We start from the raw sequence: 25803 nt of genomic DNA on the forward strand, positions 1-25803 counted from the left end.
TAGGAAGCTGAGCCCAGAGAGCCGTGCCGATGATGACAACCCAGTGGCGAGAGCATCCGGTGGGCCTGGTCGGGCTGGGGCTGATCGGCGGATCCCTCGGCCTTGATCTGCTGGCCCGGGGTCTGGAGGTGCGGGCTCTGGTGCACCGGCAGGCCACGGCCGAGCGGGCCCGGCAACGGGGCCTGGCCTCAAGGATCAGCACCGAACCCAGTGTGCTGGCGGGCTGTGGCCTGGTGGTGCTGGCCCTGCCGCTCGATCGGCTGCTCGATCCGCCGCCGGAGCTGGTCGCCGCGCTGCCGCCCGGTGCTGTGATCACCGATGTGGGCTCGGTGAAGGGGCCGGTGCTGGCGGCCTGGCACGATCTGGTCCCCCGTTTCGTGGCCAGCCATCCGATGGCGGGCACGGCGGCAGCCGGTGTGGAGGCCGGCCAGCCCGATCTCTTCTGCGGCCGCCCCTGGGTCGCCACCCCTGCCCCGGCGACCGACCCTGCCGCCCTGGCGATGGTGAGGGAGTTGGCCGAAGCGGTTGGCGCGCAGTGGCTGGAATGCGCCGCCTCCGACCACGACCGGGCGGTGGCGCTGATTTCGCATCTGCCGGTGCTGGTGAGTGCCGCCTTGCTCCTGGCCGCGGATCGGGGGGGCGCCGCCGCTGCCGGTGCCGTTCCAGCTCTGGCGCGTTCGCTCGCCTCCAGCGGTTTCGCCGACACCACGCGGGTGGGGGCCGGCAACCCGGAGCTGGGCACCCTGATGGCCCGGTGTAATCGGGAAGCGGTGCTGCAGGGTCTGGCGCATTACCGCAAGGCGCTGGAGGAGCTGGAGTGCCTTGTTCAGCAGCAGCACTGGCCGCAACTGGCGGCTGAGCTCGAGCAGTGCCGTCAGTTGCGACCTCCCTTTCTGTGACGCGCAGCTGTTTTTCCAGAGCCATCCAAAGCATCCATCTGCTTCAGGGCGGCGATGGCTCCCTCCCCCGCCCCGCCAGCAGCTGCCGGCAGACCATCTGCGCCGAGAGGCTGACGCCCGCGGTGCCTTCGCCGGGATAGATCGCATCGCCGCAGAGCCAGAAGCCCGGCAGGGGGGTGCGGCTGGCCAGCCCGAAGGGGCCGAAGCGGGAAGGCTGCTGGCCCAGCCCGCCCACGAAGCCGAAGGGCCGACTTGTCCAGCGCTCGAAGCTGCGCGGAGTGGACAGCTCAGCGTGGCGGTAATGCGCCGTGGTGAGCCCCAGCAATTGGCTGAGCCCGGCCTGAAGGCCCGCCAGCGCCTTCTGTTTGCGGGCGAGATAACTGGATGCGTCGCCCTCGAACCAGGGCCGCGCCGCAGTGAACACACTGGCGATCACAGTGGCTTCTCCCGCTGGCGCCCGGCCATCGCCCTCGCGGCTCACCGACACGAACAGGGAGCCGGGGTCGGCCCAGTCGAGCTGCAGATGGGCGGGACAGTCGCCTGGCAGGGCGCTGCGCTCGACCGCCGCGTAGAGCACCAGGGCGCCGCTGGGATCCCCGAAGCCCTCCAGGCGACGCCTGTACCCAGGTGGCAGGGCCTCCCCCAGTAACGCCGGCAGGGCCTGGGGTGGCGCCGTGCAGATCAGCTCCCTGCCGTGCAGCTGGAACGGTTGCCCCCCGGGGCCTTCCCCCTCCAGCTGCCAACCTCCCCCGGGCGCGGGCCCCAGTCCCGTCACCCGGTGCCGCAGCCACAGCCTGCCGCCAGCTGCTGAGAGGGCCTGCTCCAGGGCGCTGCTCAACCCCTGCATCGAACCTTCCAGATGCCACAGCCCGAGGGGCTCCTGGGCCATCGCCAGCACGCTGGCTCCATACAGGGCGGCGGTGCGCTCGGCCGGTTCCTGGGAATAGAGCCGCAGCTGCAGATCAAGGAAGCGCCGCAGCCGTGGATCGGCAGCGCAGCCGCTGAGCCAGAGCAGATCGGCCACGCTCGCCCCTGTCAGCAGGCCACTGGCCAGGTTGGCCGGCCGCAGCGCCCCCAGCAGCTGGCCCAGGTCCCAGAGGTTGCGGGGCGGCAGCACCGGCTCACGACCGGCAAAGCCCCAGTTGGCCTGGTGGATGGCCTGGCAGAGGCTCCAGAACCGCTCTGAGCCCGGGAACTGCCGTTGCCGCTCGGAAGCCCAGCGCTCGGGGTCGCGCCAGAGGGCGACCGGGGTGCTGCCGTCGGCGAGATCCACCAGGCAGCCGGGATCGAGCGGTGTGGCTGCCGGTGGCTCCACGCCCAGCTGGCGGAAGAGGCGGTCGTGGATGCCGCCGGGCTCCAGCCCGGCCACCTGGGTGGCGCCCACATCGAAGGTGTAGGCACCGCGGCGGAAGGTGCCGGCGCAGCCGCCGCTCTGGTGGTGGGCCTCCAGCAGCTCCACCTGCAACCCCTCTCTGGCCAGCAGGGAAGCGGCCGTGAGGCCAGCGATCCCTGCCCCCACCACCACCACATCGGCGTGGGCCTCGGCAGCGATTCGGCTTGGGGCCATGCGGCCTGGTTAACAGGAAGAAGGCATGCTGGCAGCCTGGCGAGGTGGGCCGATGGCACAGCAACTGAGCGGCTGGACCGAGCGGCAGCTCGCCACCACCCTGCTCAGCAGCAGTGCGGTGGCCGGCGGCTGCATCCACCGGGCCTGGTGCCTGGAGCTGGCCGATGGCCGGCGCCTGTTCGCCAAGACCAACAGCGCCGCAGCCCTGCCGGTGCTGGCTGCTGAAGCCGCTGGCCTCAGGGCCCTGGCACCGTTGGCGGATGCTGAGCTGCTGGTTCCCGCGCCGCTGTTCTGCGGCCTGGAGGGCGGGCGGGCCCTGCTGGTGATGGAGTGGCTCCAGCTGGCCCCAGCTGGTTCAGGCGAGGGGTGGCGGCAGCTGGGGGCGGCGCTGGCCAGGTTGCATCGCCGCAGCAGTGGCCAGGAGTCGGTGGCTTTCGGATGGAACCAGGACAATTTCATCGGTTCCGGCCCCCAGCCCAACGGCTGGTGCTCCGATTGGGGGCACTTCTTTGCAGAACGCCGGATCAGGCCCCAGCTCGAGAGGGCCCTGGCGGCCCACAACCCGGCGGGATCCCGGTTGGCCGGGCCACTGCAGACCCTCCTCCGGCGGCTTCCAGCCTGGCTGAACGGCCACCAGCCAGTTTCGTGTCTGGTGCATGGTGATCTGTGGAGCGGCAACGTCGCCCTGCTGGCTTCAGGCCGTGCCTGCGGCGCCCTGTTCGATCCTGCGGTGTATCGCGGTGACCGGGAGGTGGATCTGGCGATGGCCCGCTTGTTCGGTGGCTTCCCTGAGCCCTTCTTCCAGGGCTATGGCGCTGAGTGGCCGCTGCCCGAAGGCCATGAGCAGCGCTGTTCTGCCTACAACCTGTACCACCTCCTCAACCATGCCAACCTGTTCGGAGGTGGCTACTGGAACCAGGTGGAAAGCTCGGTTGAGCAGCTGCTGATGCGCGTCCCTCCCAGCCAAGCCTGATCGGATCGCTGCAACGGGCTGGTCTCCGGTGAGATTGGTGGACCGCCGCCCATGGCTGGGGCTCAGCCCAGATACTCCTGGCGAAGGGTCTGCAGGCGGCTGACCACGGCGGAGCGCTTCTCGCTGGTGGTGAGGTTGTGCCAGCTCCACTGACCGACGATCACCAATCCCAGCAGCTCCAGGAGGCCGGGGATCACCGGCAACAGATTGATCGTGTCGAGCACACCCTTGATCAGGATCTGGGCGACGATCACGGCCAGAAGAATTCCTCCTGCCTTGCCGATGCGGCCGGCCTGACTCCAGTCGACCCGGTCGAGGCTCTGGTTGATTTTGCCGAGGATTTCGCTGTAGCGCTCCGTGAAGTTCACGCCGGAGTCGGTTGCTGATCCTTCAGCAGATCCGCTCGACACAGTTTGCTCTCCTGACACGGTTTCCTCCTGCTGCTCGGTGCTGGCTTCGCTCATCAAGGGAGAGGCGATGGATCTGGGATTCAAACCCATAAGGTATCGGTGTGGAACAGACCTGGCCAGAGCTGCTGCACATCGATCGGGATCAGCTGACCTTGCTGGAGGCGATTCTCACGGCCGAAACCCCCAGAGAAAGTTGCGCTCTGCTGCTGGGGCCATGGTTTGGAGCTACATGTCGCCCGTCGATCGGGGCGATGGCCGGCCCGGAACCGATCTGGATCGCAGCTGTCTGGCCTTGCCTGAACGTGTGGGATCCCCCTTCCGAGCGCCACGGCCGCTTCGCGGTTGATCCGCGTGAGCAGCTGATGGCCCAGAAGTGGGGGCGTCAGCGCGGCTGGCAGCTGATCGGCACGGCCCACTCCCATCCAGGCGGTCAGCCGGTTCCATCGCCGCTGGACCGGAGCCTCGCGGTGGCTCCCACCTTGATGCTGATCGCCGGGGCCACTGGCCAGTCTTCGCCCCTCGAACCAGCCGGCGTGACCATCCGGGCCTGGTGGCTCACGGCTGGGGATGACGATCCCGCTGAGCAGATGGCGGCTGCCCGCCCCCTGACCATCCGGATCGGGGATTTGGGACACTAGGGGGATGGCCGCGCCAGGCGGCTGCCCATGGCCGCGGCCTTCTGACCATGCTTCCTCCTGATACCACCGGCGTTCAGCTCAGTCCAGATGAGGTGGCGCGGTTCTCCCGACACCTGATTCTTCCGGAGGTGGGCATGGAGGGCCAGAAGCGCCTCAAAGCCGCCTCGGTGCTTTGCGTCGGCACCGGTGGACTGGGTTCACCACTGTTGCTCTACCTCGCTGCAGCAGGGGTCGGCCGGCTCGGCATCGTTGATTTCGATGTGGTCGACACCAGCAATCTGCAGCGCCAGGTGATCCACGGCACCAGCTGGGTGGGCAAGCCGAAGATCGAATCGGCGAAGCACCGGATCCACGAAATCAATCCCCACTGCCAGGTGGATCTCTACGAGACCGCTCTCACCAGTGAGAATGCCCTGGAGATCATCGAGCCCTACGACCTCGTCTGCGACGGCACCGATAACTTCCCCACCCGGTACCTGGTCAACGACGCCTGCGTGCTGCTCGGCAAGCCGAACGTCTACGGCTCGATCTTCCGTTTCGAAGGTCAGGCCACCGTGTTCAACCTCGATGCGGCCAGCCCCAACTACCGCGATCTGTTCCCCGAGCCCCCCCCGCCTGGCATGGTCCCTTCCTGTGCGGAAGGGGGTGTGGTGGGTGTTCTGCCCGGGATCATCGGCATGATCCAGGCCACCGAGGCGGTGAAGATCATCACCGGCATCGGCACCAGCCTGAGCGGCCGGTTGTTGCTCTTCGATGCCCTGAAGATGTCTTTCCGGGAGCTGAAGCTGCGGCCAAGTCCGGAGCGGCCGGTGATCGACAGGCTGATTGATTATCAGGAGTTCTGCGGTGTCGGCGGCTCGGCGCCGGGGATGGAGGAAGCGGGTGCGATGCGGGGGATTTCGGTGACCGATCTCAAGGCACTGCTGGACCGCCAACCGGCCGAGCTGCTGCTTCTGGATGTGCGCAACCCGCCCGAGGCGGAAATCGCCGTGATCCCGGGCGCGGTGCTGATCCCCCTCGATCGAATCGAGAGCGGCGAAGCCGTGGAGGAAGTTCGGCGGCTGGCCGCCGGCAAGCAGCTGCACGTTCACTGCAAGCTCGGGGGGCGCTCCGCCAAGGCCCTGCTAGCCCTCCAGCGCCATGGCATCGAGGGTGTCAACGTGGACGGGGGCATCAATGCCTGGAGCAGGGAAGTGGATCCCTCTGTTCCACTCTATTGACCCTCGCCTTGACCCATCACCCTGAGCCGTGATCCTGACCCGGTTGATCCAGCTCCAGGCTGGGCCGGATCAGTAGTCGACGCCCCGTTTGAGTTCCACTCCCCGCTCGGCGTAGTGCTTGTGGCAGACCATTTCTGAGTGCACGCTGGCCAGATCGAAGTAGGCCGGGGGGTTCTTGCAGCGGCCGGTGATGATCACCTCCGTTTCGGCGGGCTTGCGCAACAGCGTCTGCACGATCGGCTCCACCGGGAGGAGCTCAAGGTCCACGGTGGGATTGAGCTCATCGAGGATCACCGTTTTGTAGAGGCCGCTGGCGATCGCCGCCCTGGCGATTTCCCAGGCTCGCTCGGCTTCCACGTAATCAATCGGAAGCTGCTGGCCGCGCCAGACGATGGCATCGCGCCCGGAGCGCAGGTGATCCACCAGGTGGGGAAAGCTTTCGCGCAGGGCGGCGATCGCCGCATCTTCGGTGTAGCCGCTGCCGCCTTTGAGCCATTGCAGGATCAGCACCCGGTGGCTCTTGTCCTGGCTGATGCCCCGGCCGATCGCCTGCAGTGCCTTGCCCAGGGCGCTGGTGGATTTGCCCTTGCCATCACCGGTGTAGATCTCGATGCCGGCCAGGCCGGCATCCCTGGCCTGGGGGTGGTGATGGGCCCGCATCTCCGAGTGAAGATCGGCCAGTTGCACCAGAGGCAGCGGAGCTCCCCGGCCCGTCACGATCACCTCCATCCCCTCCGCCTTGGCGGCGAGGGTCTTCACCACGTCGCTGGTGTCGAGCAGGCCGAGATCGAGCACGGGATTGAGCTCATCGAGCACCACCACGGAGTACAGGGCACTGGCAATCGCCCCCTTGGCGATGTCCCAGCCGCGCTGCGCCTCCTGGCGGTCGAAGCGGCTGGCTTCCGCGGCAGTGAAGAAGTCACCCCGGCCGGTTCGCACCTGATCGATCAGGTGGGGGAAGCCCTGCTGCAGGGCTTCGATGGCCGCATCTTCATCGTAGGAGCGCCCTGGCCCCTTCAGAAATCGCAGCAGCAGGACCCGGGTGCGTCTGCGCTCACAGATTCCCAGGCCGATTGTCCGCAGCACAACGCCAAGGGCCGCCTGGCTCTTTCCTTTGCCTTCGCCGTCATAGACGTGCAGCTGACCATGGCTGCGTTCGTTGCTGCCGGCAGCGGTGCGGATGCCGATGCCGCGGCCAGTTCCGCTTGAAGTCGCTGTCATCGACGGCCTTCTACGGTTGAACTCTAACGAGCCGAACCCGGGGCCATGTCGTCATCGGTTCAGCATCCTCTGGTGGAAACCCTTCCGGAGGGTCTCCAGAACCAGCTCGATCGTCTGCGCCGGTTCTTCGCCGCGCCGGAGCCCATCGTCGTCGCCTATTCCGGCGGTGTGGACAGCGCCCTGGTGGCGGCGATAGCAGCTGAGCAACTCGGTGAAAGGGCCCTGGCGATCACCGGTGTCTCTCCGGCCCTGGCTCCCCATCTGTTGCAGGAAGCCCGTTGGCAGGCCAGCTGGATGGGGATCCGTCATCGCGAGATCGCCACGGCGGAGCTGAGCGATCCCGCCTATGCGGCCAATCCCAGCGAGCGCTGTTATGCCTGCAAGAAAGAGCTGCACAGTCTGCTGGCTCTCTTGGCCGCCGAGGCGGGCGCTGCTCGGGTGATCGATGGTGTGAACCTTGACGATCTCGGCGATCACCGACCCGGAATCCGGGCGGCGAGCGAGCGTGGTGTGGCATCACCACTGGCGGAGCTTGGCATCGACAAAGCTTCGGTGCGCCAGCTGTCTCGAGCCCTTGGATTCCCCTGGTGGGACAAGCCTGCCCAGCCCTGTCTGGCCTCACGCTTCCCCTATGGAGAGCCGATCAACGCGACGCGGCTGGACAGGGTGGCTGCTGCCGAAGACTGGTTGCGCCAGCAGGGTGTCCGCGAGATGCGGGTCCGCTGCCAGGGAGAAACCGCCAGGATCGAAGTGCCGGTCGCGTCCGTTGATTCGTTGCTTCAGACCCTGCCCCGTCAGGAGCTTGTCAGCGCGTTCCTTGCCCTTGGTTTCACGGCGGTGAGCCTGGATCTTGAAGGTCTGGTGAGTGGCAAGCTCAACCGCCGGAGCCTCGGGAAGAGCCCCAGCCAGGCAAGCTAGGGCCAGATTGGCGGGCCGCCCGGTTCGGGGGGCTGGGACTGAAGCCTCCGAACCGGCGATGGCTGGCTCAGGCCGCCAGCACCACCGGTAATCGGATCTCGCCGGTGATGGCCAGAGGCGTTTCACGCCGGAAGCTCTTGAGCTTGTGGTGGCCGGCCGTGAGTTCCTCGCTCAGCACCTGACAGGCCCGCTCCGGCATGGTGTGATCGCCGCAGGTGAACACATCGACGGCGGCATAGCCCGATTCGGGCCAGGTGTGGATCGAGATGTGGGATTCAGCCAGAAGAGCCAACCCCGTCACGCCCTGTGGTTCGAACCGGTGGGTGATCAGGTTCAGGAGTGTGGCGCCAGCACGCTTTGCTGCGTTGGTGATGGCGCTCCTGAGAAATGCTTCGTCATCGAGCTTGGCGGAGTCACAGTCGTAGAGCTCGAGGATGCAGTGTTTCCCCACCATTTCGGGGGCACTGGGAGCGTGGGGCTGGGGGATGTCGCTGCTTTGGGCTCCACTCCATCCCGGGTTGGGGTGGAGGCAGGGCAGGGTCTGGGTCATCGAAGTCGATCGAACAGCTATTCATCCTAGGCACCACCCTATGGGATCGGCACCACCGCCCCGCCACAGATGTTCACCTGCTGGGATCGCGCTGCCCAGCCGGCACCGAACCTCTCCACATGGGTAGCGCTGATCAGGCACTGGTGGCCATCACCCACAGCTTCCAGCAGGAGTTGCTGGCGTTGGGCGTCGAGTTCGGCCAGGACGTCATCGAGCAGCAGCAGGGGCGGTTGCCCCCAGAGCTGTCGCACCAGCTCCAGTTCGGCCAGCTTCAGGGCCAGCACGAGGGTGCGTTGCTGGCCGGCCGACCCGTAGCGCCGTGCCGGTTGTCCGGCCAGCAGCATGCCGATCTCATCGCGATGGGGACCGACAAGGCAGTGACCAAGGCGGATTTCCTCTGCCCTCTGCCCCCGCAGCTGTTCGCTGAGCGCTTCCCGCCAGGGTGCCTCCTCCTCCTGGCCGTCGAGACGGCTGCCGGCCTGATACACCAGCTCCAGTCTCTCCTTGCCGCCGCTGAGGTGTTGTTGCCAGGCGGCGGCAAGGGGCTGCAACCGAGCCAGGGCCCGGCGGCGGCGGCGATGCAGCCGTGTGCCCACCAGGGCCATCTGCTGGTCGAAGGCATCCAGCAGGTCGGGGTGCTGATCCGCTCCCAGGCCCCGTTTGAACAGGTGGGCGCGCTGGCGCAGCAGCCGTCCATAGCGGCGCAGCAACTCGCTGTAGACCGGCTCGAGCTGAAGAACCACCCGATCCAGCCAATGGCGCCTGAGGGCCGGTTCACCCCGTACCAGCTCCAGGTCGAGGGCGCTGAACCCAACCACCCGCAGGGGACCGATCAGGTCGTGCTGGCGCTCAAGCGCTTTGCCATTTCGCCTGGCCAGACGGCCGCCGCGCCGTCTGAGCTCCAGCTCCAGCTGGTCATCGCCGCAGCGGGCCAGGATCCTGGCGGCGGGCTGGCCATGTTCGATCAGATCCTGGTCGTTGGCGGCGCGGTGCGAACGGAGGCTGCCCAGCAGTTCGACGGCCTCCAGAAGGTTGGATTTGCCTTCGCCGTTGGCGCCGATCACCAGCAGCCTCGGGGCCTCCAGGTCGAGCGTCAGATGGGAGTAGTTGCGGAAGTGATGCAGCTCCAGTCGGTTGAGCTGAATGGGACCGGGGCGACGTGCCGCTAAGGTACCCCGATCAGGACAGGCAGCCGCCTGGGCCTGTGCGGTTTCTTGCCGCAACACGGGCATGTAGCTCAGCTGGATAGAGCATCAGATTCCGGTTCTGAGGGTCGGGGGTTCGAATCCCTCCATGCTCGTTTCACCCTTGCTCAAAACCGGTGCTTCCAGGGAGAGCCCCATGGCGCGGATTCCCCCTGGATCCACCAGAAAGCCGTGATGTTGCAGAGCCTGAAGGGCCGCAGGTGGAGCCGCCACGGAAACACTGCAGCCGCTCAGCTCTTTTCTCAGGCGAGCCAGGGCCTTCTGCACCAGCACCGAGAACAGGATGGCCTGCTCCTGATCGGTCGGGGAGGCGGCCAGATCCCAGAGATTGGCATTGAGGGCCTGATCGCTGGTGGCCCGCACGAAACCCACCAGCGTTCCGGATCGGTCACGCACACTGAAGTGCCAGGCACTGCGTTCCAGCCCCAGGCGCAGGCGCTCCGGTTTCCGGCCTTGTTCCCCGCAGGACATCAGCAGTTGATTGAGTTCCGCTGGACTGGGCAGATCCTCACTGCTGAGCGTGTATCCCTCGGGGAGCCGCGGAGAGGCGGGTTGACTGCGAAAAGGAATCAATCGCTGTTCAGCCCGTGTTGCGCATGCCGGCAGCGATGCCGTTGATCGTCAGCAGCGCGCCGCGCAGCAGTTCACTGCGGCTGTAGGTGCGTCCATCGCCCCGCTCGCCGCTCGCTTCGCTCATCGGTGGTTGACGGTTCTGATCCCGCAGCCTTCGCAGCAGGGCCACCTGCAGGAAACCCAGCGGAATGATCGTGCGGTTGCGCAGGTCTACCGAGAGCTGCAGTGCCGGGTCGCCATCGAGCAGCCGTTTGTGGCCGGAGATCTGCAGGACGAAATCACGGGTGAGAATGAACTCAGCGGCGATCACCTCGAAGATCTGCTCGAAAGCCTCGCGGTTTTCCGGCCGGCCGAGGGCCTGCACATAATGATGGGCCAGATCGAGGTCGACCTTCGAGAGGGTCATCTCCACCTTCGAGATCAGCATTCGGAAGAAAGGCCAGCGCTGGTAGAGCAGCCGCAGCAGCTCAAGCTGGCCTGGGTCCTGCTCCAGTTCCTCCTGCAAAGCGGCCCCGACCCCAAACCAGCTGGGCAGTAGAAAACGGCTCTGGGTCCAGCCGAACACCCAGGGAATCGCCCGCAGGCTGGAGAGATCCTTGGCGCCGCTCTTGCGCCGGGCCGGCCGGCTGGAGATCTGCAGTTTGCTGATCTCCTCGATCGGCGTGACCTGCTGGAAGAAGGCCACCAGATCAGGATTCTCGTGGACGAGCTTGCGGTAATGCCGGCGCGAGCTGGCCCCCAGCCTGGCCATCAGGGCATTCCAGCTGGGCGTGTCATCGAGGCTGGTGCTGACCAGACTGTTCTGGAGCACGGCAGTGGTCATTGTTTCGAGGTTGTAGAGCGCCAGCTCCGGCAGGGAGTATTTCGAGGCCAGCACCTCACCCTGCTCGGTGATCTTGATCCGCCCGTTCATGGTGCCGCTGGGTTGGGCCAGAATCGCCTGGTAGGCGGGACCGCCGCCGCGGCCCACCGATCCACCCCGACCGTGGAAGATGCGCAGGGCCACATCGTGCTGGCTGGCCAGACGCTGCAGGGAGATCTGAGCCTTGTGGATCTCCCAGTTGCTGGAGAGGAAGCCGGAATCCTTGTTGCTGTCTGAGTAGCCCAGCATCACTTCCTGCAGCGGCTTGCCCGTGTCACTGCTGCTGGCCAGCAACCGGCGATAGAAGGGTTCGGCGAACAGCCGATCCATCACGGCCGGAGCCCGTTGCAGGTCTTCGACGGTTTCGAACAGGGGCACCACCAGCAGCTGGGTGCTCACGGCCTGAGGGTCCACCAGACCGGCCTCCTTGGCCAGAAGCATCACCTCCAGCAGATCCGAGACCGTATGGGACATCGAGATCACGTAACTGCTGCAGATCCGGGTGCCGAACTCCCGCTGCAGCCGCTCCAGCATGCGGAACACACCAAACGATTCGGCGGTGGAGGCTGTCCAGGCAGCGGCTGGCGGCAGCAGGGGGCGGCGGGTCTGCAGCTCATCGAGCAGCCAGACGATGCGCTGTTCCTCATCCATCTCGCCGTAGGGAATCGGCAGTTGCAGGTAGCGGCTCAGTTCATCCAGGGCGTCACTGTGTCGGGTGCTTTCCTGGCGGATGTCGAGGGTGGCGAGGCTGAAGCCGAAGATGTGCACCTGGCTGAGCAGCTTGCGCAGTGGCTCACAGCTCAGCCCGGTGTTCTCGAGGCTGTCGCGGAGCAGTTCGAGGTCGGTGCGGAACGCATCGACGGAGTCGTAGTGAAGATCCTCGGCCGGGGAGGAGACCAGCCCGGTGCCGATGGATGACAGCCCGATCGGATTGCTGGGACCGTCGCAGGGGGATTCCCAGCCAGCTTCAGCCAGTTGCTGGTTGCGCTGGTGGGTGAGCTGGAGCCGCTCCAGGGTGTAACTGAGCTTGAGCCGATAGGGTTCGAGCCGGTAGCGGGCGGCCCGCTCCTCGTAGATGTCGGGGAAGCGCAGCCGATCGATTTCCAGCGATTCGAGCAGCGGAGCGCTCACCTGGCTCCATTGCATGGAGATGCTGAGCTGGTCGCGCAGATCTCCGACGGCGCTGATGTAGCGCTCGATCATCATCTGACGCTGATAACAGGCGGTGCGCCAGGTGATGTCGGGTGTGACGGAGGGGTTGCCATCCCGGTCTGCGCCCACCCAGGAGCCGAAGGTGCAGAACGCATCACGGGGTGGTTCGACATCGGGGTAGCTGCCGGCCAGGGCGCTGTGGATGCGCAGGCGCAGCAGGGGCAGGGCGTCAAAGAGCACCTGCTGGAAGTAGTGCAGGGCGTAATCCACCTCGTCGAGCACGGAGGGCTTGAACTGGTGCAGCTCGTCGGTGCGCCACCAGAGGCGAATCTCCTCCTCAAGCTGCAGCCGCAGGTTGCGTTCATCGTGCAGTTCGGCCGGACTGTCCTGCTGCAGCTTCTGGATCAGGGAGGCGACCCGTCGCTGCTTATGCCTGACCGTGTGCCTGACGATTTCGGTGGGGTGGGCCGTGAAGACGAGGCGGATGTCCAGCTCCTGCAGCAGCGTTTCGAGCTGGGCGGGGGGGACGTTCAGGCCGCGAAGACGGGTGAACAGCTCCTTGAAGGTGGCTGGATCGGTCTGGCTGGCCAGGGGGGGGGCGAAGGGGTCCGGGCTCGGAGGTGGCAATCCGTCCTTGAGGCTGGCCAGATAACTGTCTTCCTCGATGTGTTGCTCGAGGATGTTCACCAGCTGGAAGTAGAGGGAGAAGGCCCGGGCCGCGGCGATCGCTTCGGCCAGGTCCATGTCCCGGATCAGCTGCACGATCGGGGTGATGCACTCCAACCCATCGGGGCTGCCGTTGGGCTCGCTGAGTTCCTTCAACCTCAGCAAACGCCTGGCTTGATCAGGCGGACACTCACTGAGCAGAACTGTTTTCCAGAGATCCTCCACCAGCTCCAGTCGTTCGCCGAGCAGCCGGGTCACCCTCGGGGCGGGCAGGGTGGGATCCAGGCCTTGGGGATCATCCACGGCGGCTGATTGGGCGGTCAGAGACTGCCGCATGGGAGCCGGCTCAGCGAAGGAAGGGCTCATGATCATCCCAAAGGGTTGAGGGCCGCTGTGTTGCGTGGTGCCGCCTGGCGTTCGCTTTCCGCCATTCCCTGAATCTCAGCGCTGAGAATCGAGGCGATGCTGGCCCCCTGGCTGTGCAGGGCCAACCAGCGCATCGCCTCATTGCCCCGCTCCAGCACCGGGTCCAGCGGAGCGAGCCAGCGGTCGAGGCCCAGCTGCCGGGCCAGGGGCTGCATCGCCGAGAGCTCCGCCTGAATCCAGGCGCGGGCCTGGCGATGTTCGCCCGTGCGCCAGTCGAGCAGGCTGGCATCCAGGCTGCCGCGGGCCGCTGCGAGATCATTGCTGTCGGCCAGTTCAGCCAGCTCCAGCGGGCTGAGCCTGCTGGCCTGCAGCGGATCGTGGGCGGCAGGATCCTGGCCCAACTGGTGCAGGCGCAATTCCGCAAAGGCCGTGATGGCCAGCAGCACCAGTGGATCGCTGATCAGGTCGCAGATGCGGATCTCAAGCCGATTCAGGTCGTGGGGGCGGCATTCACCGTTGGGGCGCACCGAGGTCCAGAGATGTCTCACGTTCTGCATCGTGCCGGCCAGCAATTGCTCTTCCATCCAACCGATGTAGTGGGGATGATTCAGAAACAGGGGAACTTTGGCCGGGGTGAGCGGGAACTGGAGCCAGCGCTGCGAATGGGCTCCGGTGGCCTCGCCATCGAGGAAGGGGGAACTGGCGCTGAGGGCAAGCAGCAGTGCGGCTTCGCAGCGGATCAGCCTGCAGGCGGCGAAGAGTGGTTCCATCGCCGTGATCCCCAGGTTGATATGCACGCTGGCGGTGACCACCCGGGTGCCGTAGGAGGCCTCGATGAAGCCGTGATACGCGTTGGCGGGATCGGACCGCTCGAATCGGCTGCTGTCCCCCAGGCTCAAGGTGCTGCCCGGCAGCAGGGTGAGTTGCCGCTTCTGCAGCCATTGCCGCAACTGACGCCGCGGCTCCTGAAGCATGGTCAGCTGATCGCTGTAGTGGGCATCCGGATGAGTGATGTACTCCAGGTTGCGGTGGTCCGGTTCGGTCACGAAGCCGGGCAGGGTTGCGGCCACCTGCTCGGCGACGCCGACCACGCTGCCATCGGCCCGGCCGGTGAACAGCTCAACCTCGAAGCCCTTCAGAAGCAAGGGACCACTCATGGCGTTTCATCCTCCAGGCAGGCGAGGGCCTTGAGCAACCCCTGGGCCTTGTTGAGGGTCTCCTGATACTCGGTGGCCGGGATGGAATCGGCCACCAGTCCGGCGCCCGCCTGGACCTGCACCCTCCATCCGCCCTCAGGGTGAGGCAGCACCACCATGGTGCGGATCGTGATGGCGGTGTTGAGCGCTCCGCAGAGGTCGACGGCTCCGTACACCCCGGAGTAAGGCCCCCGGGCATCGGGCTCAAGCGCATGGATCAGTTGCATGGCCCTGATTTTCGGCGCGCCACTGACTGTGCCTGCCGGGAAGGAGGCTTTCAACAGGGCCCAGATGTCCTGGCCGGGAGCGAGAAGTCCTTCCACCTGGCTGACGATGTGCATGACGTGGGAATAGCGCTCGATCACCATCAGCTCGGTGACCGCGACGCTGCCGGGTCGGCAGACCCGCCCCAGGTCGTTGCGGCCCAGGTCCACCAGCATCACATGCTCCGCCCGCTCCTTGGGATCGGCGAGCAACTCTTCCTCCAGGCGTTGATCCTCCGCGTCCGTGCCGCCTCGGTGCCGGGTTCCGGCAATCGGTCGCAGCGAGGCCCGGATCCCCTGATCGGCGGGCTCGGCTTTCACCATCACCTCCGGGCTCGAGCCGATCAGAGACCAGCCACCGAAGTTGAAAAAGGCCATGTAGGGGGAGGGGTTCACCATCCGCAGGCTGCGGTAGATCTCGAACGGATCCCGCCGCATCCTGGTTTCGAGCCTTTGACTGATCACCAGCTGGAACACGTCGCCGGCGGCGATGTGTTCCCTGGCCGCCACCACCGCCGTTTCGTAGTCGGCCTGGGTGCGGTTGCCTGTGGTGATCAGATCCCGGCTCGGTTCTGAGGTCCACTCCAGAGGTGCCACCCCGCTGGGGAGCGGACCGCGCATGCGCTGCTCCAGGGCGGCGATGCGGGTTTCGGCCACGGCGTAGGCCTCCTCCGGGCTGGCGCCGTTGCTGAGATCCGCATAGGCCAGGGCGGTGAGCTGGCGTTTCACCTGGTCGAACACCAGCAGGCTGTCGGCCAGCATCCAGCAGCCTTCCGGTGGCCCTTCGGGATCATTGGGATGGACAGGCACCGTGGGTTCGATCCAGCGGATCAGTTCGTAGCCCCAGAAACCGAACAGCTGCCCCAGCGGCGGCAGACCCGGCACCCGTGCCGAACGCAGGCCCTCCAGGCAGCGGGGCAGCAGTTCGAACGGGTTGCCCCGGTGCTCCGTTTCCCGACCATCCCGCCAGCACTGCAGGGCCCGCTCGCCCCGAACCGTGAGGGTCCAGAGCGGCTCAGCGACCACGAGACTCCAGCGCCCCAGCCGCTCTCCCCCCTCGACGGATTCGAGCAACACGCCATGGCGACTGCTGGCCCCCACCTTGAGCCAGGTGGTGAGAGGGGTTTCCAGGTCGGCGGGCCAGCGCTTCCAGACCGGGATGTAGGTGTTGCCGGCAGCCACAAGCTCAGCGAAGCCGGCGTGATCGGGAAAGGGCATCACGGCTGCATCCAGGCAAAAAAAACGGGGCACCTGGCCCCGCCTTTCTAAGGGTTGAAGGGTTGGCCCCTCTCAGGGCGCAGAACGCTTCAGGTGTCGAAGCTGCTGCGACCGCTGAATTTGATCGTGGAAGGATTTGGATTTTCACCGATCCGGCGGGGGTTATGGCCGACCATCTGCCGCCCTTCGTTCACTTTCTCCGGGAAGACTCCGTCCTTCGGGTGCAGATACTCGGTGTCGCCGCCGGGGAAGATCCGGTAGATCTTGTAGTCCTCGATACGGGGCTTGAACTTGGTCCGCAACTGGGTTCCGAGTGCCAGGCACTGCTCCTTGCGGGCGAAGTACATGATGTTCTCGCCTTCATTCATTTCAGCAGCGCCACCGGTGGGAAGTTCGAAGGCCTGAGCCTTGCTGCTTGTCCAGGTGATGGCGTACTTCTCCTCGGTTTCAGCGGAATTGAGCAGACCGCCGGTGCTGCCGATGTACTTGGGGAGTTGACCGCTCAGCGCCGTTGCTGTCATGGCTGTTGGGGGAGGTGAGTTGGCGTTCCCCGAAGGGCCGCGGAACCATTTCGGCTGGAAGTTAGCACCGTGATTCCTGGCCTTTTCGTTGCGGCTGCGCACTCGTCACACCCGTCAACAAACCTGGGTTCCGGTTCAGGCGCCTGGCTGGGGGGGAGCACCGGCCAGCGGGAAGAACACCGTGAGCCCCTGGCCGGCCCGCTCAGTCAGGCGACCACCCAGGCTGTGGAAGATCTGCTGGGTGGCCTGATGGCTGAGCTGAAGGCTTCCCGTCAGGGGGTCCCAGCTCAGGACAGGGCCAACGGCAGACGGGGCTGCAGCAGTGGGTGCCGCTGTTCCTTCCGCCGGTGGATTGACACAGCTGAGCTGCAGTTTCAGGCGCGATCCGGCCGGCTGCAGGCGAACCAGCATGGTGCTCCCGGCCGGCAGGCTGCGGGTGAAGCGGTCGATCAGCCCGCCGAACATGGTTTCCATCAGGCTGGGATCGCTCAGCACGGGTGGCAGGTGGGGCTCGATCTCGTAACGGAGCCCCAGCTCCCTGCGCCCCAGTTGCCGCTCCCAGAGCGGCTGGAGCTGGTACAGCAGCGCTGTGAGATCAGTGCGGGCGAGGGTCTGGCGGGGCTGGGGGCGTCGCTGCAGTTCAGCGGCGTGGAAGATCAGGCCGAATCGATCGATCTGCTCACTGCATTCGCCGTCAATCTGCTCCAGCCGTTGTCGCACCCCGGTGGGAAGGTCCAGGCGGCGCAGGAGCAGGCGGATCAGGGTGCGGATCGTGGCCAGTGGGGTGCGCACTTCGTGGGTGAGTGCTTCCAGCAGCCGCAGTTCCCCTCTGGCGTCGGCCGCCTGACTGCCCTCCCGCGGCGCCTGGGTCTGGACGACGGGCTGCAGGGTGATGCTGGGGGCCATCGCCGCCAGCCGCTCCCCCAGCCGGGGCCAGAAGGTCAGGGCCGTGTTCTCTTCACAGCGCAGGGCCCCGAGCTCCTTGAGGGCACTGCGCAACTGGCGGGCTGCCTCTGGGCTGCGGCTGTGCAGCCGTTCGTCCACCAGCCGCAGGGCGTCCGCCAGGGTGGCGGGGTCGAAGCGCAGGATCAGCCGACGCCGCTGGGGCTCCCCCTCCAGGGCCATCGCCACCTGGAACTGGGGTGTGAACAGCAGCAGAAACGGGTCTGTGCCGTCGTCTTCATCGAGAATCAGTCGCTCGAAGCCGTGGGGAGCGGCGTCGGCAGGGCGGGCCTGGCCCGTCAGGCTGCCAGGCAGCAGGGGTGGCCGATCTTCCAGCACGGAACCGACCTCCGGCGGAGTCCACACCCATCCCCTCAGTTGTCGCAACAGCTCGGGTTCGTAGAGGGCCGGCAACGGCGAGGCGATCCAGAGACCCCGCAGGGGTTGGAGCGGCAGCAGGAAATCTTCCTGCAGGGTGGCAAGGGCGGCCCACCACTGGCGCCGGACGCCGTCCTCATCGCCTCGCCCGGCCGGAACCCCCTCCGCCAGCCGCTGCCTCAGCCGATGCAGGCTGGGGCCTCTCACCACCCCCCCTGGCTGGTGCGGCTGTGCCGGTGCACCGAGGCGCAGAGGCCGAGGGCGATGAAGTTGACGAGCATGGAAGAGCGGCCATAGCTCATCCAGGGCAGGGGGATGCCGGTGACCGGACCCAGGCCGATCGTCATGAAGATGTTGACCACCACCTGGAACATCACCATGGCCCCGACCCCGACCACGATCAGGGATTCGAAATCGGAGCGGGCTTTGCCGGCGATCTGCAGCAGCCGCCAGATCAGCGTGACGAAACCGATCACCACCAGCATCGAACCGATGAAGCCGGTTTCCTCCCCAAGGGCGCTGAAAATGAAATCGGTGTGCTGCTCCGGGATGAAACGGAGCTTGGTGAGCTGGCCATGCATCAGGCCCGTTCCCCACAGTTCGCCGGAACCGATGCCGATCTTGCTCTGCAGGAGGTGATAGCCCCCACCCAACGGATCCTTGGAGGGGTCGAGGAACATCACCAGCCTGTCGCGCTGATAACCCTTCAGCCCATGCTGCCAGAGGTAGGGGGTGAGCAGGGAGGCCAGCCCCTGAATCGCCAGAACGATCGCCAGGCCGGTGCGCTTCCAGGGCAGAGAGCGGTAGGCGAGCACTCCCATCAGGGGAATCAGGGCCAGCAGGGCCAGCGGGAAGCTGCCAGCCAGAATCGCCGCGGCGAGCGGTGAGAGCAGCAGGATCACCCAGGCCAACGGCATCCCGGCCCAGAACAGCATCACCAGCAGGATGGCTCCGAAGACCAGGGATGTGCCCAGGTTGGGTTCGATGAACACCAGCAGCCAGGGGATCAGGAACACCCCCGTCGGCCTCAGCAGGTCGACGGGCCGCTCGACCGGGAAACGGGAGAGAACCCCCGCCAGCAGCAGGATCGCACCGAGTTTGGCGAACTCGGATGGCTGCACATGAAAGCCGGCGATGTTGATCCAGCGCTGGGCACCGAGGGCTGAGGTGCCGATGAAGCGCACGCTGATCAGGCTGAGCACAGTGAGGCCATACAGAGGCAGGAGCAGGCCGTTGAGCCGGCTCAACGGCAGGCGGGCCAGCAGCAGGGCCAGGGCCAGCCCCACCGCCCCGGTGATCCAGTGCTGGTACCAGTCGGCGTAATCGGCCTGACGCTGGGTGCTGGCGATCAGAATCCCGGCCAGAAAGGTCATGGCCAGAGGGATTCCCCACAGCACCAGATCCACCCCGTGCAGCCAGGCGCGCCGGGCCGGGCGCGCCTGGCTGAACACACTGCGCCGCCCGCTCCGTGAGGACATCACGCTCAGGCGTGGCTCAGGCTTGGCAGCAGCAGCGTTTCGGCGAGGGCCATAAATGCCTCGGCGGTGCTGGATTGGGGCTGGGCCACCACCACCGGCAGGCCCCGGTCACCGGCTTCGACCACCTGCAGCTCCAGGGGCAGTTGTGCCAGCAGGGGCACGTTGGCTTCACTGGCGAGTTCGGCGCCGCCACCGGAGCCGAAGATGGCGTAGCGGGCATCAGGGCGATCAGGAGGGATGAACACACTCATGTTTTCGATCACACCCAACACGCTGACGCCCATTTGCAGAAACATCGCCAGGCCCCTTCTTGCGTCCTGAAGCGACACCTTCTGGGGAGTGGTGACGATCACCACTCCGGCCATCGGAACGGCCTGAGCGAGGGTGAGCTGGGCATCGCCGGTGCCGGGCGGCAGATCAACCACGAGCACATCGCGCTCGCCCCACTCCACCTGGTACAGAAACTGGCGGATGATGCCATTCAGCATCGGCCCGCGCCAGACCACCGGCTGGTTCTCCTGGATCAGCAGCCCCATCGAGACCATCGCCACACCACAGACTTCGATCGGCGTGAGGATCTGCTGGTCGCCACTGCCGCGCACCTCCGGAGTGCGATCGGCCACCCCCAGCATCGTGGGGACATTCGGCCCGTAGATGTCGGCGTCGAGCAGACCGACCCGCAACCCCAGGCGCGCCATCGCACAGGCCAGGTTCACCGCCACGGTGCTCTTGCCCACGCCACCTTTGCCGCTGCTCACGGCGATCACCCGTTTCACCCCTGGGATGCCCTGCTTGGAAGGCAAAGAGGACCCGCTGGGGGGGCCATGACCATGCCCGTGGCCGGAATCAGGGGCCTCAGGCTGGGAGATTTCGATCTGCACGTCATCGATGCCCTCGAGCTTCAGCAGGGCAGCACGGGCATCGGCGGCGATGCGCTCCCGCTGACTCGTGGCATAGCCGGGCAGGGCCAGGCGGAACACAGCCCGGCTGGCGTGGACCCGCACCTGGCCGATCCAGCCCAGATCGAGAAGGGTTCGACCACTGCCGGCGTCGTGCAGATGGTTCAAGGCCTCAAGCGCCTGATCAGCGGTGGCCATCCCCTCGGCATTCATTCGAATGGCGATCCTAGGCGTGATGCCCGTGACAGAGGCTCTCGAAAGGTTGTGGAGGGGCAGGGTGACCTGGAAAGGTGAGCAGGATTTCCTCGCCCCCCGGGGGTGATGCTGAGTGGCTGACCAACCCGTGAGGCGAAACGCAGTGGCCCAGCAGACAGGAGCGGATCCGGCCGGGCTCGAGACGCCTCCCCCCGATTCCAGGGCCCGGGCGAAGCAGCTGCTGATGGGGCTTCAGGACAGCATCTGTGCTGGCCTCGAGGCCCTCGACGGAGAAGGTAGCTTCCAGGAGGAGAGCTGGGAGCGGCCGGAGGGGGGCGGTGGACGCTCCCGGGTGATGACGGCTGGGCGCGTCTTCGAGCAGGGCGGCGTCAATTTCTCTGAAGTGAAGGGGGAGCGTCTTCCCCCATCGATCCTCAGTCAGCGGCCCGACGCCGAAGGCCACCCCTGGTTCGCCACCGGAACCTCGATGGTGCTGCACCCGCGCAACCCCTATGTGCCGACGGTGCATCTCAACTACCGCTACTTCGAGGCCGGGCCTGTCTGGTGGTTCGGGGGCGGTGCCGACCTCACGCCGTTCTATCCCTTTCTCAGCGATGCGATTCACTTCCACCGCACCTTGAAAGCTGCCTGCGACAGCGTCAACCCGGCCTTCTACCCGGTTTACAAGGCCTGGTGCGACGAGTACTTCTACCTGAAGCACCGCGGTGAAACCCGTGGCATCGGCGGCATCTTCTACGACTACCAGGATCCGGCCGGTGCGCTCTACAAGGGCCAGGACCCTGAGGGTCCCGCCGCGGAGCGGGCCGCCGCCGCTGGTGTGCAACAGCAGAGCTGGGAGCAGTTGTTCTCCCTGGCCCAGGCCTGCGGTCACGGCTTTCTGCCGAGCTATGGGCCGATCGTCGCGAAGCGCCAGGACACTCCCTACGGCGAGCCTGAGCGCCAGTTCCAGCTCTATCGCCGCGGTCGCTATGTGGAGTTCAATCTGGTTTTCGACCGTGGCACGATCTTCGGGTTGCAGACCAATGGCCGCACTGAGTCGATTCTGATGTCGCTGCCTCCCCTGGTGCGCTGGGAGTACGGCTACCAGCCGGAGCCGGGCAGTCGCGAGGCCCTGCTCACCGATCTGTTCACCCGTCCCCAGAACTGGCTGGGTGATGACGCGCTCAGGGAACGTTGCCAGCCCCATCAGGCCGTGGACTGAGGCCCGCCGCAAAGGCGTCCACAACCCGCGTGGCGATCGCGTTGAGGGTCACTTCGCGGCTGGTCGGATCGTGCAGGGCCGCCTCCAGGCTGCCCTCCAGTTTGCCGATCTCCAGGATCGCGATCCCCCGCCGCGGTGCCCCGAGCCCCTCCCTGAAGTTGGCGGGATAGGCCCCGAAGGCAGCGGCAAGGCTTTCATCCAGGCGACTGAACGGTCGATGCAGCGGGGGGATCAGGCCCGAGCCGAAGCCATCGGGGCCGTAGGCGTCGAAGTGGATCTCAAGGGCGTAGCCGCCACCCTGGGCGAAGGCCTTGCCGACACTCCAGTTCGTGCGCGGATCGTCGCCGTCGGCGATGGTGCGCTGCGGAGGCACATAGAGGCTGACGTTCAGGCCTCGTTGCTGAGCCAGGCTGACCACCCGTTGGGCGGTGAGCAGGTTCCAGTGGAGTTCGTCGCGGATCAGCGGATCCATCGGCGCCGCCCCGAAGCGGGCGACCGCTTCGCCGGGGGTGCCCGCACCCGCCATCGCCTGGGAGTCGGCGTGGCCGGCCATCACCAGGATCGCTGCGTTTTCGGGGAGGACGGCGCGGCCGATCCAGTCTTTGTTGAGCGCTGCCCGCGGTCCGGTGAGTGGGTCGATCGCTGGAATCGCCGGAGCCCGCACCGCCGTGGCGAGGATGAGGCTGAGCAGGGCCAGCAACGCCAGTTGGAAGCCAGGAGAGGGGCGCACGGCAGGGATCAGATCGGTGAGCTGAGCAGGGAGCCATCACTGGAGAGCTGGAGGCTGGGAGCCATCTCCAGTTCCAGGGCGATCAACTCATCCCGGTGGGCCCGCAACTGCAGCCTGCTGTCTGGAGCCCCGTCCTCGCTGATCAGGCGGAGCTCCACCTGCTCCAGGCGAGCGGCCCGTCGCCGGTAGATCCATCCGGCCAGGGGGCCCAGCAGGGTCAGGGACAGGGGCCACCAGGTCTGGCCGCCGATCAGCTGCCTGAGCACCAGGCCTAAGCAGGCACCTCCCACTCCACCGAGCAGTGACAACAGCAGGGCAAGCGGCAGGCTGGAGGCCACCTGGCCCCGAAACCGCAGCAGCCTCCGTTCAGGATCACCCGCTTCAGCCTGCCAGCCCCGTTCCAGAAGCCATTGGTTGAGACCCTCCAGCACGTCGAGGGCGGGCCTGGGGGAATGCACCTCCACAACGGTCGTTCGGTCCTTGCTGGCTGCCCGCAGGAAAAACACCAGCCCCACGGTCATCAGCAGGGTGAGCAGCAAGGTGGAGCCCAGGGCAACGGGCATGACGGTCGGCCGCAGATGGTTTCATCCTGGCCCAGGCGGCGCTGGAGGCGACGATGGCAGCCGTTGCCGTTTTGTGCGATGGCCTCCGCTTCCCCCACCCCCCCTGCCCGCTTTGCGGTCTTCGACACCGATCTCGATTCCGAGTGGCTGGCCCTGCTCTCAACGGCTCCCGCCCTGGCGGTCGATACCGAGGCGATGGGGCTGGTCCATGGCCGCGATCGTCTCTGCCTGGTCCAGATCGCCGACGCTCGCGACAACGTCTGCTGCATCCGCATCGCCCGCGGCCAGCAGGCGGCTCCGCGGCTCCAGCAACTGATGGAGAGCACCACGGTCGAGAAGGTGTTCCATTTCGCCCGCTTCGATGTGGCGGCCCTGGGGGAAGGGCTCGGAATCGCCGTGGCGCCGTTGTTCTGCACCAAGGTGGCCAGCCGCCTGGCCCGCACCTACAGCTCCCGGCATGGCCTCAAGGAGGTGGTGCAGGAGTTGGTGGGGGTGGAACTCGACAAACAGGCCCAGAGCAGTGACTGGGGCCGGGTGGAGGAGCTGGGGGAAGCGCAGCTGGCCTATGCCGCCAATGATGTGCGCTTTCTGCTGCCGGCCTACGAGCGCCTGACCGCAATTCTGGAGCGGGAGGAACGCCTGGAGCTGGCCCGGCGTTGTTTCGCCTGCATCCCGGTGTTCTCGGAACTGGATCGGCGCCGATTCGGTTCGGTCTTCGAGCACTGAGGGGCGTGCGCCAGGGCATGGCGCCGCTGCGCCTCAGTCTTCGTCGAGATAGTTCGCCTCATCGGTTTCGGCAATCAGCAGCGAATCCAGTAAGCGGGTCTGGGCCTGGGTTGAGCCCCGCGCCTGTTCGATCATCCGCTCGGCGATCGCCACCCGCCCGCCGGCATCCCGGATCTCTTCACGGGCGGCCTGCTGATCGACCCGGCGCCTTGCCGAGGCGATGCTGATCCCAAGCAGGCTGGCCAGATTGCCGGTAACGGTGGCGTAGGCCCGATCGATGGGGGCGGGCATTGGCGGGTCACGGGCAGGTCTGAAGGGTCATCATCCCTGCTGCCGGTCCAGCAGTTTCCTCTCCACCAGGCCGGCCAGCCGCTCGCTGCCCCCTGCCTTGCCCATGCGCCGCTGGCCGATCCGCCCGAGGGCGCGACGTTCGGAGGGGGATGCCAGCAACCGGGCAAGCTGCTCGGCCAGGGCTTGCGAGGTGGGGCAGACCCGCACGGCTCCACCCAGCAGGCGGCTCTGGCGCCGGGCGAATGCCTTCTGGAACTGGGGCCCCGGCCCCGGCAGGGACAGGGCCGGAATGCCCAGGCCCACCAGTTGTTCGGTGGCGGTGCCGGCCGTGGCCAGTCCAATCTCCCCCCAGGGCGCCCAGCGCTGGAAGCATCCTTCCCCGATCAGCAGCATCTGCTCCCCCCGTTGCCAGGCCGCGCTGGCCCCGCATCCTTCAGGCGGGGCGGTGGGGACGAACCGCTCCAGCCGCAGGACCGCTGCCAGTTCCCCGGCTGTTGGTCGAGCCCCGGTGGGGCAGAGCACCACGATGGGCCCCTGGTGGCGAAGCAGGGCAAGGGCCTGGAGAAGGTGTTGAACGTTGCGAAGCGCTTCGGGCAGGCGACTGCCGCCCAGCAGCACCACTCGGCGCTGGCGGGCCAGCGCCGGCGGCACGGGCAGCGGCGTGAACCCATCCATCATCGGGTTTCCAGGTGCCAGGGCCTGCACACCTCGACGGAGCAATCCCCGTGCCGTCAAGCCATCCCGCATGGCCACCAGCCGGCAGCGGGCGGTGCGCATCAACGCCCACTCCCATGGGTCCCATTCGCTGCCCTTGCAGCGGTGATAGCGATCATCCGGCCAGTGCCTGCCTGGGCCGCTTCGCCAGGTGTAGTCGCTTTTCGGAGTGCCGATGAAGCCATAGGAAGAGCCGCCACTCCAGGCCAGCAGCAGGGGCAGCAGATCGCCGATCGCCAGGATCGGATCGCCCCGGCGGCCCCAGCGGCGCACGATCCGGAACTGGCGCCAACTGTTCAGGGGCAGCCCCGCCCGGAGGTCGGCGAGCAATCCCCTGAGGCTCTGGTTGCTGAATCCTCCGCTGGGCAGTGGGCGCCTGGGACCGACCAGGGCCAGTTCACCGGCGGCTTCCGCAGATGCAAAGCCGAGCCCCTGGCCCACCAGGGGCAGAACCACCAGCTCCAGGTCCGGTCGGCGTTGGCGCAGGGCCCGGATCACCCGCAGGGCGATCAGATCCTCCCCGTGGCCGTTGCTCAGGACCAGCAGACGGGAGTGCATGCCATGGCTGATACGATCCGGTTCAGGGAGTTTGCTCCCGGCGCGGCGGCATGGCCAAGTGGTAAGGCAGAGGATTGCAAATCCTTTATCCCCAGTTCGAATCTGGGTGCCGCCTCTCTTCTGATCGTTCCTGGGGGATCTGGGCTGCGGTCGTGGGTCAGAAGCCGGCCTCGGCGCTCCAGAGTTCCTGGCTCAGGGCCCTGGCTTTGCAGCGCACCTGGTTTCTTTCCACCTGGCAGCTCCCATTGGCAGGCCAGGCCTGGGGCAACCCCTTGGCCAGACCGCGGCCATCGAAGCTCCGTTCACTGACGCTGGCCACCGTGGTGCTGATTGCTTCCCTGAGCTGGCAGCGGCCCTGCTGACAGTCCATCGGTGGGCTGCCGGGCGCCAACACCCCCACGAAGACGAGTTGGTTGCTCTCCTCCGGCTGCAGGCCCGCACTGATGAAGCGAATGGTCAGCTGGCCCGTCTGCTGCTCGAACTGCACGGAACTGCAGGGGGCCTGGGGGGCTTCTGCCAGGTTGCTGCTGCAGGTGCGGGCCGCGAGCTGCAACCGGCCGATCGGGTCGCTCGGCGGGGTGGTTCGGGGTTCGGCGTTGGCGGCGGCTGCAACAGCCACGCTGCCGGCCAGGAGGCTCAGCAGGGCGGCGCAGTGCATGGATCGAGGCATGGGTCCAGGCATGGCGAGG

24 protein-coding genes and 2 tRNA genes are annotated in these 25803 nt (G+C 66.7%); 9 read left to right on the forward strand and 17 right to left on the reverse strand.

What is annotated here, in order from left to right:
* Positions 1 to 32: 32 nt before the first annotated feature.
* Positions 33 to 899 carry a prephenate/arogenate dehydrogenase gene (locus ACXMDY_RS14685; RefSeq protein WP_259700830.1) on the forward strand — a complete coding sequence of 289 codons (867 nt, stop codon included), beginning with the start codon at positions 33 to 35 and terminating at the stop codon, positions 897 to 899.
* 43 nt (positions 900 to 942) lie between these two features.
* Here the strand turns inward: ACXMDY_RS14685 and crtD are convergent, their stop codons facing one another.
* Positions 943 to 2466: a C-3',4' desaturase CrtD gene (gene crtD / locus ACXMDY_RS14690; protein WP_259700801.1), complete on the reverse strand. Its 1524-nt coding sequence runs from the start codon at positions 2464 to 2466 to the stop codon at positions 943 to 945.
* Between the two features lie 52 nt (positions 2467 to 2518).
* Here crtD and ACXMDY_RS14695 point away from each other — a divergent pair, with 52 nt between their 5' ends.
* Entirely contained in the window at positions 2519 to 3439 is a 921-nt protein-coding gene (locus ACXMDY_RS14695) for a fructosamine kinase family protein (protein ID WP_259700802.1), read from the forward strand.
* Between the two features lie 62 nt (positions 3440 to 3501).
* Here ACXMDY_RS14695 and ACXMDY_RS14700 read toward each other — a convergent pair whose 3' ends face one another.
* Entirely contained in the window at positions 3502 to 3903 is a 402-nt protein-coding gene (locus ACXMDY_RS14700) for a CAAD domain-containing protein (protein ID WP_259700803.1), read from the reverse strand.
* Between the two features lie 47 nt (positions 3904 to 3950).
* Between ACXMDY_RS14700 and ACXMDY_RS14705 the strand changes: the two genes are divergently transcribed.
* Both ACXMDY_RS14705 and moeB read left to right on the forward strand, forming a co-directional pair.
* Positions 3951 to 4487, forward strand: coding sequence for a M67 family metallopeptidase (locus ACXMDY_RS14705; RefSeq protein WP_259700804.1), 537 nt, complete (start codon positions 3951 to 3953; stop codon positions 4485 to 4487).
* 47 nt (positions 4488 to 4534) lie between these two features.
* Positions 4535 to 5707 carry a molybdopterin-synthase adenylyltransferase MoeB gene (moeB, locus tag ACXMDY_RS14710; protein WP_259700805.1) on the forward strand — a complete coding sequence of 391 codons (1173 nt, stop codon included), beginning with the start codon at positions 4535 to 4537 and terminating at the stop codon, positions 5705 to 5707.
* A 69-nt stretch (positions 5708 to 5776) separates the two neighbouring features.
* Here moeB and ACXMDY_RS14715 read toward each other — a convergent pair whose 3' ends face one another.
* On the reverse strand, positions 5777 to 6928 hold the full coding sequence (locus ACXMDY_RS14715; RefSeq protein WP_259700806.1) for a cob(I)yrinic acid a,c-diamide adenosyltransferase: 1152 nt from the start codon (positions 6926 to 6928) through the stop codon (positions 5777 to 5779).
* A 45-nt stretch (positions 6929 to 6973) separates the two neighbouring features.
* On the opposite strand from ACXMDY_RS14715, the gene larE reads away from it, so the two are divergent.
* Positions 6974 to 7846, forward strand: coding sequence for an ATP-dependent sacrificial sulfur transferase LarE (gene larE, locus ACXMDY_RS14720; protein ID WP_259700807.1), 873 nt, complete (start codon positions 6974 to 6976; stop codon positions 7844 to 7846).
* A gap of 67 nt (positions 7847 to 7913) precedes the next feature.
* Here larE and speD read toward each other — a convergent pair whose 3' ends face one another.
* Together speD and recF are read right to left on the reverse strand one after the other, a co-directional pair.
* Entirely contained in the window at positions 7914 to 8396 is a 483-nt protein-coding gene (speD, locus tag ACXMDY_RS14725; RefSeq protein ID WP_259700808.1) for an adenosylmethionine decarboxylase, read from the reverse strand.
* A gap of 38 nt (positions 8397 to 8434) precedes the next feature.
* Positions 8435 to 9526 carry a DNA replication/repair protein RecF gene (gene recF, locus ACXMDY_RS14730; protein WP_259700831.1) on the reverse strand — a complete coding sequence of 364 codons (1092 nt, stop codon included), beginning with the start codon at positions 9524 to 9526 and terminating at the stop codon, positions 8435 to 8437.
* Between the two features lie 96 nt (positions 9527 to 9622).
* Here recF and ACXMDY_RS14735 point away from each other — a divergent pair.
* Positions 9623 to 9696, forward strand: a tRNA-Arg gene (locus tag ACXMDY_RS14735).
* Positions 9697 to 10181: 485 nt separating this feature from the next.
* On the opposite strand, the gene ppc is transcribed toward ACXMDY_RS14735, so the two are convergent.
* From ppc to ACXMDY_RS14770, 7 genes are all read right to left on the reverse strand, one after another.
* On the reverse strand, positions 10182 to 13190 hold the full coding sequence (ppc, locus tag ACXMDY_RS14740; RefSeq protein ID WP_259700809.1) for a phosphoenolpyruvate carboxylase: 3009 nt from the start codon (positions 13188 to 13190) through the stop codon (positions 10182 to 10184).
* Positions 13191 to 13222: 32 nt separating this feature from the next.
* On the reverse strand, positions 13223 to 14377 hold the full coding sequence (gene gshA, locus ACXMDY_RS14745) for a glutamate--cysteine ligase (protein WP_259700810.1): 1155 nt from the start codon (positions 14375 to 14377) through the stop codon (positions 13223 to 13225).
* Positions 14374 to 15897, reverse strand: a complete 1524-nt coding sequence (locus ACXMDY_RS14750; RefSeq protein ID WP_259700811.1) for an anthranilate synthase component I family protein — start codon at positions 15895 to 15897, stop codon at positions 14374 to 14376. The genes gshA and ACXMDY_RS14750 overlap by 4 nt, the downstream gene beginning before the upstream one ends.
* Before the next feature lie 89 nt (positions 15898 to 15986).
* On the reverse strand, positions 15987 to 16418 hold the full coding sequence (psaD, locus tag ACXMDY_RS14755) for a photosystem I reaction center subunit II PsaD (protein ID WP_259700833.1): 432 nt from the start codon (positions 16416 to 16418) through the stop codon (positions 15987 to 15989).
* A 135-nt stretch (positions 16419 to 16553) separates the two neighbouring features.
* The gene (locus ACXMDY_RS14760; protein ID WP_311133924.1) at positions 16554 to 17948 is read right to left on the reverse strand and encodes a sensor histidine kinase; all 1395 of its coding nucleotides are present in this window, start codon (positions 17946 to 17948) and stop codon (positions 16554 to 16556) included.
* On the reverse strand, positions 17942 to 19216 hold the full coding sequence (gene rodA, locus ACXMDY_RS14765; protein WP_259700812.1) for a rod shape-determining protein RodA: 1275 nt from the start codon (positions 19214 to 19216) through the stop codon (positions 17942 to 17944). The genes ACXMDY_RS14760 and rodA overlap by 7 nt, the downstream gene beginning before the upstream one ends.
* Before the next feature lie 5 nt (positions 19217 to 19221).
* Positions 19222 to 20313, reverse strand: a complete 1092-nt coding sequence (locus tag ACXMDY_RS14770; protein WP_259700835.1) for an Mrp/NBP35 family ATP-binding protein — start codon at positions 20311 to 20313, stop codon at positions 19222 to 19224.
* 145 nt (positions 20314 to 20458) lie between these two features.
* Here ACXMDY_RS14770 and hemF point away from each other — a divergent pair, with 145 nt between their 5' ends.
* Complete coding sequence (hemF, locus tag ACXMDY_RS14775; RefSeq protein ID WP_259700813.1) at positions 20459 to 21532, forward strand: oxygen-dependent coproporphyrinogen oxidase; 1074 nt, start codon at positions 20459 to 20461, stop codon at positions 21530 to 21532.
* Here hemF and ACXMDY_RS14780 read toward each other — a convergent pair.
* The gene (locus ACXMDY_RS14780) at positions 21495 to 22262 is read right to left on the reverse strand and encodes a dehydrogenase (RefSeq protein WP_259700814.1); all 768 of its coding nucleotides are present in this window, start codon (positions 22260 to 22262) and stop codon (positions 21495 to 21497) included. The genes hemF and ACXMDY_RS14780 overlap by 38 nt on opposite strands.
* A gap of 8 nt (positions 22263 to 22270) precedes the next feature.
* Positions 22271 to 22825 (reverse strand): cofactor assembly of complex C subunit B, encoded by a 555-nt coding sequence (locus tag ACXMDY_RS14785; protein WP_259700815.1) that lies wholly within the window; start codon positions 22823 to 22825, stop codon positions 22271 to 22273.
* Between the two features lie 78 nt (positions 22826 to 22903).
* Between ACXMDY_RS14785 and ACXMDY_RS14790 the strand changes: the two genes are divergently transcribed.
* Positions 22904 to 23551 (forward strand): ribonuclease D, encoded by a 648-nt coding sequence (locus tag ACXMDY_RS14790; protein WP_259700816.1) that lies wholly within the window; start codon positions 22904 to 22906, stop codon positions 23549 to 23551.
* Between the two features lie 33 nt (positions 23552 to 23584).
* On the opposite strand, the gene ACXMDY_RS14795 is transcribed toward ACXMDY_RS14790, so the two are convergent.
* Together ACXMDY_RS14795 and ACXMDY_RS14800 are read right to left on the reverse strand one after the other, a co-directional pair.
* Complete coding sequence (locus tag ACXMDY_RS14795) at positions 23585 to 23842, reverse strand: hypothetical protein (RefSeq protein ID WP_259700817.1); 258 nt, start codon at positions 23840 to 23842, stop codon at positions 23585 to 23587.
* A gap of 30 nt (positions 23843 to 23872) precedes the next feature.
* A complete protein-coding gene (locus ACXMDY_RS14800) occupies positions 23873 to 25114 on the reverse strand; it encodes a lipid-A-disaccharide synthase-related protein (protein WP_259700818.1) in 1242 nt (413 codons plus the stop codon).
* A gap of 44 nt (positions 25115 to 25158) precedes the next feature.
* Between ACXMDY_RS14800 and ACXMDY_RS14805 the strand changes: the two genes are divergently transcribed.
* Positions 25159 to 25229, forward strand: a tRNA-Cys gene (locus tag ACXMDY_RS14805).
* Between the two features lie 42 nt (positions 25230 to 25271).
* Here ACXMDY_RS14805 and ACXMDY_RS14810 read toward each other — a convergent pair.
* The gene (locus tag ACXMDY_RS14810; protein ID WP_259700819.1) at positions 25272 to 25784 is read right to left on the reverse strand and encodes a hypothetical protein; all 513 of its coding nucleotides are present in this window, start codon (positions 25782 to 25784) and stop codon (positions 25272 to 25274) included.
* Positions 25785 to 25803: the final 19 nt, after the last annotated feature.

Source organism: Cyanobium sp. ULC082 (assembly GCF_977927535.1).

Coding starts and splice junctions, on each gene's coding strand:
- ACXMDY_RS14685 (WP_259700830.1), top strand. CDS start 33: ATGACAACCCAGTGGCGAGAGCATCCGGTGGGCCTGGTCGGGCTGGGG.
- crtD (WP_259700801.1), bottom strand. CDS start 2,466: ATGGCCCCAAGCCGAATCGCTGCCGAGGCCCACGCCGATGTGGTGGTG.
- ACXMDY_RS14695 (WP_259700802.1), top strand. CDS start 2,519: ATGGCACAGCAACTGAGCGGCTGGACCGAGCGGCAGCTCGCCACCACC.
- ACXMDY_RS14700 (WP_259700803.1), bottom strand. CDS start 3,903: ATGAGCGAAGCCAGCACCGAGCAGCAGGAGGAAACCGTGTCAGGAGAG.
- moeB (WP_259700805.1), top strand. CDS start 4,535: ATGCTTCCTCCTGATACCACCGGCGTTCAGCTCAGTCCAGATGAGGTG.
- ACXMDY_RS14715 (WP_259700806.1), bottom strand. CDS start 6,928: ATGACAGCGACTTCAAGCGGAACTGGCCGCGGCATCGGCATCCGCACC.
- larE (WP_259700807.1), top strand. CDS start 6,974: ATGTCGTCATCGGTTCAGCATCCTCTGGTGGAAACCCTTCCGGAGGGT.
- speD (WP_259700808.1), bottom strand. CDS start 8,396: ATGACCCAGACCCTGCCCTGCCTCCACCCCAACCCGGGATGGAGTGGA.
- ppc (WP_259700809.1), bottom strand. CDS start 13,190: ATGCGGCAGTCTCTGACCGCCCAATCAGCCGCCGTGGATGATCCCCAA.
- gshA (WP_259700810.1), bottom strand. CDS start 14,377: ATGAGTGGTCCCTTGCTTCTGAAGGGCTTCGAGGTTGAGCTGTTCACC.
- ACXMDY_RS14750 (WP_259700811.1), bottom strand. CDS start 15,897: ATGCCCTTTCCCGATCACGCCGGCTTCGCTGAGCTTGTGGCTGCCGGC.
- psaD (WP_259700833.1), bottom strand. CDS start 16,418: ATGACAGCAACGGCGCTGAGCGGTCAACTCCCCAAGTACATCGGCAGC.
- rodA (WP_259700812.1), bottom strand. CDS start 19,216: ATGTCCTCACGGAGCGGGCGGCGCAGTGTGTTCAGCCAGGCGCGCCCG.
- ACXMDY_RS14770 (WP_259700835.1), bottom strand. CDS start 20,313: ATGGCCACCGCTGATCAGGCGCTTGAGGCCTTGAACCATCTGCACGAC.
- ACXMDY_RS14785 (WP_259700815.1), bottom strand. CDS start 22,825: ATGCCCGTTGCCCTGGGCTCCACCTTGCTGCTCACCCTGCTGATGACC.
- ACXMDY_RS14790 (WP_259700816.1), top strand. CDS start 22,904: ATGGCCTCCGCTTCCCCCACCCCCCCTGCCCGCTTTGCGGTCTTCGAC.
- ACXMDY_RS14795 (WP_259700817.1), bottom strand. CDS start 23,842: ATGCCCGCCCCCATCGATCGGGCCTACGCCACCGTTACCGGCAATCTG.
- ACXMDY_RS14800 (WP_259700818.1), bottom strand. CDS start 25,114: ATGCACTCCCGTCTGCTGGTCCTGAGCAACGGCCACGGGGAGGATCTG.
- ACXMDY_RS14810 (WP_259700819.1), bottom strand. CDS start 25,784: ATGCCTCGATCCATGCACTGCGCCGCCCTGCTGAGCCTCCTGGCCGGC.